The following is a 6,981-nucleotide window of genomic DNA, read 5'->3' on the forward strand; positions in this document are numbered from 1 at the left end:
ATTCCTTCTAGATTAGGTAATTTGGTAATATGAAAATTGCGATCGCACAACTAAATCCTACTATTGGTGATATTTTTGGCAATGCCAACTTGATTCTGGAATCTGCACGAAAAGCGGCTAGTGAAGGAGCAAATTTGTTGCTAACGCCGGAACTTTCCCTGATAGGTTATCCACCACGAGATTTGTTGATGAACCCTAGTTTTATTGCCGCGGCTGGGGATAAGTTGCAGCAATTAGCCCAGGATTTGCCAGGGGAGTTGGCAGTGATAGTCGGCACTGCTATCCCTAATCCTAACGCTGTGAAAGCAGGCGGAAAATCCTTGTTTAATTGTGCTGTTTTGTTGGCAAAGGGTAGGGTTCAACAAGTATTTAATAAACGGTTGTTGCCTACCTATGATGTATTTGATGAAGATAGGTATTTTGAACCGGGAAGCCAAAGCGATTTTTTTAAGTTAGGTAAGATTAAAATTGGGATTACAGTCTGCGAGGATGTGTGGAATAATGAGGAATTTTGGGGGAAACGCAGTTACGCAGGTGAACCTTTTTTGGATTTGGTCAAAGCTGGTGTGGATTTAGTATTAAATTTGTCGGCATCGCCTTATGCAGCGGGAAAGCGGGGAGTGCGATCGGCTATGTTGCAACATAGCGTAATTCGCTCAGGTATACCCATTGTTTATGCTAATCAGGTGGGGGGAAATGATGATATTATTTTTGATGGTAGCAGTTTTTGTATCAACAGAAACGGTGAATTAATTCAGGTATTAGCTTCTTTTGAAACGGATTTTGGGGTGATTGAATATGACGAAGCTAAACGGGATTTAGTTGACGTTACCTTGCAAAATCCTACAGAAGTTAAGCGTGCACCTTTAAGTTTTTCTCCGCAGGTTGGGGATGCAGAAATTTGGGCTGCTCTGGTTTTAGGGGTACGAGATTATGTTCGTAAGTGTGGTTTTTCTAAGGTTGTATTGGGCTTGAGTGGCGGGATTGATTCGGCTTTGGTGGCTGCAATTGCTAGTTATGCGATCGGACCGGAAAATGTGTTGGCAGTTCTCATGCCTTCTCCCTATAGTTCCGATCATTCCGTGAATGATGCTTTGGAATTAGCTAAAAATTTGGGCATTGGGATGGAAATGTTGCCCATCGCTGATTTGATGAAAGCTTACGATCGCACTTTAGCTAATTTGTTTGTCGGTACCACTTTTGGCATTGCTGAAGAAAATATTCAATCGCGAATTCGTGGCAATCTGTTGATGGCAATTTCTAATAAGTTTGGCCATTTGCTGCTTTCTACTGGCAATAAATCGGAAATGGCGGTGGGTTACTGCACTCTCTATGGCGATATGAATGGCGGATTGGCGGTGATTTCTGATGTGCCAAAAACTCGCGTTTATTCCCTTTGTCAGTGGCTGAATGCTGGGGGAATTGGGAAGGGGAAAGATGAGGCGGAGCCTCTAGATCTGCGTTACCAGGCTGACTCTGGTAACGAGTCTGTAGGGGCGGTGCCCCCGTGCCCGCCCTCTCCGTCCCCGTGCCCGCCCTCTCCGTGCCCACCCTCTCCGTGCCCGCCCTCTCCTCCGTACCCGCCCTCTCCTCCGTACCCGGTCTTTGGAAACGAAATAATTCCTGGTAATATTATTAGTAAACCGCCTAGTGCTGAACTGAAACCGGGACAAATTGACCAAGATTCTTTGCCTGCTTATGATATTTTGGATGACATTTTGGAGCGATGGATCGAAAATCATGAATCTGTTAAACAAATTGTGGCGGCGGGACACGATGAAGCGGTGGTGGCGCGTATACTAAAATTAGTGCGACAGGCGGAATTTAAACGGCGACAAGCGCCTCCGGGTTTGAAAATTAGCGATCGCGCTTTTGGTACTGGTTGGCGAATGCCCATCGCCAAAGCTTCCTTTTATTAAATAGAAAATGGCTAATATCGAAGGTACTTTCGGCTTTGATTTTCTCCTGGGAAGTCCCAACAACGATCTAATTAGAGGATTTGCTGGTAATGACACAATTCAAGGTTTAGCGGGGAATGACCTGCTTTTTGGCGATCGGGAAAATGATTGGCTCGCCGGAAATGAAGGCGCTGATACCATCGCTGGAGGGCAGGGAACCGATACAATCTATGGAGGACAAGGAGATGATGTAATTAATGGCGATCGGGGCCAAGATTTGTTAATCGGTGGTGAAGGCAAAGATATCTTGACAGGTGGTGTGGGGGATGATTTATTTGTGATGGAAATAACCGCTGCTCCATCGAGTCTAGATCGAGCCGATTTAATTACCGATTTTGGCAACGGAAATGATAAAATTGTCTTGACAGATGGCATGAAGTTTAGCGACTTAGATATCTCTATTTCCGATAACCAAACTGTGATGAAAAATAAAAATACTGGCCAATATTTAGGAGTTTTTACGGAAATAGTTAATTTATCACAATCCAACTTTATATCGCTGTTTGGGGGGATTGATGTGGGTCAGATTTTGCCAATTTCTGTTAATACTAACATCGGCGATCGCGCGATCGGATTGGAAGTGGCCCAAACTCCCCAAGAACAACAAATTGGTCTGATGTTTCGCACAGAATTGCCCGAAGACAGGGGAATGTTGTTCCCCATTGAACCCGCGCGCAATGTGCGTTTTTGGATGAAAAATGTATTTATTGAACTGGATATGATTTTTTTGCGGGGAGGGGTAGTGCAGGCGATAATTCCGAATGTGCCTCCCTGTTTAACTGAAAACTGCCCCAACTACGGCCCGGATGTTCCTGTTGATGCAGTGATGGAACTCCGAGGAGGAAGGGCAGCCCAATTAGGGTTGAAAGTGGGCGATCGTCTTCCGAATCTACCCTAAAAAAGAGTGACAATCACCTGACGGTGCAACCAGGATTGATATGATTAGTCGATCGCATCCACCGCTCTTTCAGCAGCTCGCTGAGTTCTATCAATATCTCGGTTCACTTTAGAGCTAACCTTGTCCGAGACATCATCAGCGTTAGACTTTACAGTTTCCACAGCATCTTTGACATTTTCCTTGCCTTGCTTGAGGTTATATTGGAGCGCATCCTTACCCTCTGCTACTCTGTCTTTTGCCCCTTCAGTGGCCTCTTTAACCACTTCTTTTGCTCCCTTTACACCATCGCGAGTATTTTCTTTAAGGTTAGCCATGTTTTTTTGGGTATTTTTCCCAAACTCATCTAAATTCTCCTGAGCACTGCGCACATCCTCATTCAACTTATTGCCAATTTCCTTGAGTTTATCCGGCCCTTCATCGGCCACTCGTCGGACATTTTCACCCACATTGTTGCTAGCTTTAGTATCGATGCGGCGCTGCGCTTCATCCTTGAGCATCTTGGCTTTTGCTTCTACTTTTGTCATGTTGGCATTTCTGGGATCGACATCGCTATATTGGTTCTGCCCACCTTTATATTCAGAAGTTACAGCCTCAGAAGGAACTTCTTCTCTAAGTTTGTCGGCCGTCTTTCCTGCCATCACATCCGTGCCGCTACACGCAGTGCTAACGAACACTAAAAGACCCGCCATAAACACTGTTAACAACTGTCCAAATCGAATTTTTTTGATAAACGCAGTTAGTCTGTTCATAAAAAATGCTCCTTGCATACTATACTATGGTTCATATATTGAAATGCCTGTGGTTTGGTAAATGGCTACCCTTACAAAATCAGGAATTCCAATACTCTTTCAGCATACGAATAAAAATAGGACTTGTTTATCTATCTCAAGTTACATTTCTCAATTGTTTAGTGGGTGAAGGAAGAAGGAACAAGGAAGAAGGAAGAAGGAAGAAGGAAAAAGGAAGAAGAACCCCCCAAGGGCCAGGGCTGTTTCATTCTGGTGACAAATCATGGTTTTGTAGGGGTAGTGCCACCGTGCCTACCCTCTTCGTCCACTCTCTCTTCTCTTGCTTCGCGTCCTACCCTACGGGAAGGGCTTCGCCGAACGCGCCTTCGCGGTTAAATCATTCCGATACAACCGGAATTGATATTACTACCCACCTTGTTATCTCAAAAAAAACCTTCCTTCAGGTCTGAAACCTAAAGGAAGAAAACCTTTTATCTCAAGTACAACAATGTCTTTGGGAGCTATTATCGCAAGCTCGATCGCACTCCGGCATCTATCTAATGATAGAAATTATCGACAAGGCTGCTAAGTATTTTGAATTGCTGCTTTGAGACTCTTGCAGAATTGGCCGATTGATTCTAAACCCTGTTCTGGAGTGCCATCAGCTAAACGTTTGACAAAAGCACTGCCGACAATCGCAGCATCTGCGCCCCATTCTTTCACTTGACGAGCGTGTTCCGGTGTCGAAATTCCAAAACCGATGCCGATGGGTTTTTCGGTGACGCTGCGCAGTTCTTGGAGTAACTCTTTTGCTCGCTTTTCTAATCCATCCCGCACTCCTGTAACACCGGTGACACTGACTAAGTAAATAAATCCTTGAGACTGCTTAGCAATAGCTTCTATGCGGCTTTTGGGACTTGTGGGAGCAACTAATAATGTGAGTTCAATCCCTAATTTGTTGGCTGGTTGAATTAGGGTTTCGGCTTCTTCTAATGGCAAATCTGGTACTACTAATCCCTGGACTCCGGCACTTTTGATTTGCTGCAAGAAAGTTTCTACACCTCGATACAAAATCGGGTTATAGTAGGTGAACAGAATAATGGGCGATCGCAAATTAGGGCTAACTTTGGCGACCATTTCCAGCACGTCGTCTAAGCGAGTTCCGTGATGCAAAGCCCTGGTAGCAGCAGCTTGAATGACTGGTCCGTCCGCCAGGGGGTCGGAATAGGGAACACCAAGTTCGATCGCATCAGCACCGTTGTCATCCAAAACTTGCAGTGCTTTAGCGGTTGTCTCTAAGTCGGGGTCGCCAGCAGTAATGAAAGGGATTAAAGCGCACTGATGTTTTTGGCGCAGGTTTTCAAAGCAATTAGAAATAGTCATTAGTTATTAGTTATTAGTCAGTGGTCATTAGTCAGTGGTTATTTGTTATTGGTTATTTGTTATTGGTTATTTGTGAATAGGGAGCCATGAGGAAATCGTATCAAGAGCATGGGCGGTTGTTATAATTGGCAAGGGAATTTGGAACCCATGACCAGAAACAACAAAATCAATAACCACTAAATACTAATAACAAATAACCAATAACCAATAACAAATAACTAATAACTAATTATTTTTTTCCTGTTCAATTTCAGCTTGAATTTTTGCCAATTCTTCGGGAGTCAGTGCATCAAGCTGCTTCTGCAATACTGCTTCTTTGTAGTCCTTCAGTTGCTGACTGTAGGTCATACCTTGAGTAACAGCTCGAAATAAATAGGTAGCCAGCCATCCAATTAAGCCGGCCACCAAAAATAACTGACTCCAGATACCAGCGTTGGTGCTGTCGAGTCCCGCCCATTGCAGCAACAAGTAGGCTAACCCACCAGCCACAAAGACACCGAGTGTGATTCCAATTACATCTATACGTCGCATTTAGGCTTCTATCTGCCGCCGTTTGGGGCGAAAATTTAAAAATGGAGCTAGGAGAAACATACCTGGGAAAAAGAAGAACATCAAGAAGTACATGAACGCCCGTTCCAAAGAAGTAGCAATGTACCAGCGGCTGTTGAGATAGGCGTAGGTAGCTGCGGGTACTACCAGGAGATAAGCTCCCGCCAAGACGGCGTACAGCAGTAGGGTAATATACATAGATTTGCTTTAGGGGAATAATTACAGGCGGTAGGTGGGATAGGCGCGATCGCCTAGGACACACTGATTGATTATTGTACCGCTTAGGGGGATGCAGCGCGGTTTTTGAGAAATTTTAGATTAGGGGTTGCGTAAAATAGGGTTTTGGTTGTATTGTAGGAAGCTGTGGTTGCCTGTAGGGGCATAATCCTGCTACAGTAACTTAAATCAGGGGGTGTGGCGGAATGGTAGACGCTACGGACTTAAAATCCGTTGACCCGAAACGGTCGTGTGGGTTCAAGTCCCTCCACCCCCATTCAAATTCCATGGTTTGTGAGTCAAGAGTCTCAGATTTGTTGATTGACCAAGATTTTTGTTGTCCGCTCATCCGAACCATAAGAAGCGCTCTTCCCTCTGGGATGAATTAAAAATTATGGTGATAAAAGATATCGGAGAACAAGGTCTTTTAAAAATATTGCAAAAATTCTGCCCGCCAGAGATAGTCGGTGATGATTGCGCTGTGATGGTGACAAGTCCCAACCAATCTCTGGCTGTGACGATGGATATGTTGGTGGATGGAGTGCATTTTAGCGATCGCACTACCAGCCCCTATGATGCAGGATGGCGCGCCGCAGCGACGAATTTGTCGGATCTGGCAGCGATGGGAGCAAGGCCTTTGGGGGTGACAGTAGCCCTGGCTGTGGCCGCGGATACGGCTGTGCTGTGGGTAGAAGAGTTTTATCGGGGGATGACGGCTTGTTTGCAAGTGTATCAGACGCCGATCGTTGGGGGGGATGTGGTGCGATCGCCCGTTGTGACTGTGGCGATTACGGCTTTTGGAGAGGTTGAGCGCGATCGTATCATTAGTAGGTCACAGGCGCGATCGGGCTGGGCGATTGTGGCTACGGGTGTTCACGGGGCCTCTCGCGCTGGATTGGAGTTACTGTTGAATCCTGAATTTGGGCAAAATCTCACCACAGGCGATCGGGCTACTTTGATTCTAGCCCACCAGCGCCCTCAACCGCGGCTGGATGTTTTGCCTGTGCTGTGGGAAATCTTGGGTTGTGAAGGTGGGATGGAACCCCCCCTCAGTCCCCCCCTTAGCAAGGGGGGGAAGCCGGATTTGAATTCTCCCCCCCTCGGTAAGGAAGGGGTTAATTCTCCCCCCCTTAGCAAGGGGGGGTCGGGGGGGGTTAATTCCCCCACGCGGATGAAGCCGGATTTGAATTCTCCCCCCCTTAGCAAGGGGGGAGATCGGAAGAGCACAGTCTGAACTCCAGTCACTCGG

At 46.0% G+C, this 6,981-nt stretch carries 7 protein-coding genes and 1 tRNA gene; 4 read left to right on the forward strand and 4 right to left on the reverse strand.

What is annotated here, in order from left to right:
- The first annotated feature begins 29 nt into the window (after positions 1-29).
- On the forward strand, positions 30-1,919 hold the full coding sequence (locus AAFP14_RS24960; protein ID WP_341734878.1) for an NAD+ synthase: 1,890 nt from the start codon (positions 30-32) through the stop codon (positions 1,917-1,919).
- A 7-nt stretch (positions 1,920-1,926) separates the two neighbouring features.
- Positions 1,927-2,856, forward strand: coding sequence for a DUF192 domain-containing protein (locus tag AAFP14_RS24965; RefSeq protein ID WP_341734879.1), 930 nt, complete (start codon positions 1,927-1,929; stop codon positions 2,854-2,856).
- A gap of 44 nt (positions 2,857-2,900) precedes the next feature.
- Here the strand turns inward: AAFP14_RS24965 and AAFP14_RS24970 are convergent, their stop codons facing one another.
- From AAFP14_RS24970 to ndhL, 4 genes are all read right to left on the reverse strand, one after another.
- Positions 2,901-3,605, reverse strand: coding sequence for a DUF6658 family protein (locus AAFP14_RS24970; protein WP_341734880.1), 705 nt, complete (start codon positions 3,603-3,605; stop codon positions 2,901-2,903).
- Between the two features lie 564 nt (positions 3,606-4,169).
- The gene (trpA, locus tag AAFP14_RS24975) at positions 4,170-4,967 is read right to left on the reverse strand and encodes a tryptophan synthase subunit alpha (RefSeq protein ID WP_341734881.1); all 798 of its coding nucleotides are present in this window, start codon (positions 4,965-4,967) and stop codon (positions 4,170-4,172) included.
- 225 nt (positions 4,968-5,192) lie between these two features.
- Entirely contained in the window at positions 5,193-5,498 is a 306-nt protein-coding gene (locus AAFP14_RS24980; protein WP_341734882.1) for a DUF3007 family protein, read from the reverse strand.
- On the reverse strand, positions 5,499-5,714 hold the full coding sequence (ndhL, locus tag AAFP14_RS24985; protein ID WP_340522086.1) for an NAD(P)H-quinone oxidoreductase subunit L: 216 nt from the start codon (positions 5,712-5,714) through the stop codon (positions 5,499-5,501). It lies immediately after the preceding gene.
- Positions 5,715-5,924: 210 nt separating this feature from the next.
- Between ndhL and AAFP14_RS24990 the strand changes: the two genes are divergently transcribed.
- Positions 5,925-6,009: transfer RNA gene (locus tag AAFP14_RS24990), tRNA-Leu, on the forward strand.
- Between the two features lie 117 nt (positions 6,010-6,126).
- Positions 6,127-6,966 carry a thiamine-phosphate kinase gene (thiL, locus tag AAFP14_RS24995; RefSeq protein WP_341734883.1) on the forward strand — a complete coding sequence of 280 codons (840 nt, stop codon included), beginning with the start codon at positions 6,127-6,129 and terminating at the stop codon, positions 6,964-6,966.
- The last annotated feature ends 15 nt before the right edge of the window (positions 6,967-6,981 follow it).

The organism is Microcoleus sp. EPA2 (genome assembly GCA_020882975.1).
Classification (GTDB): domain Bacteria; phylum Cyanobacteriota; class Cyanobacteriia; order Cyanobacteriales; family Microcoleaceae; genus Microcoleus.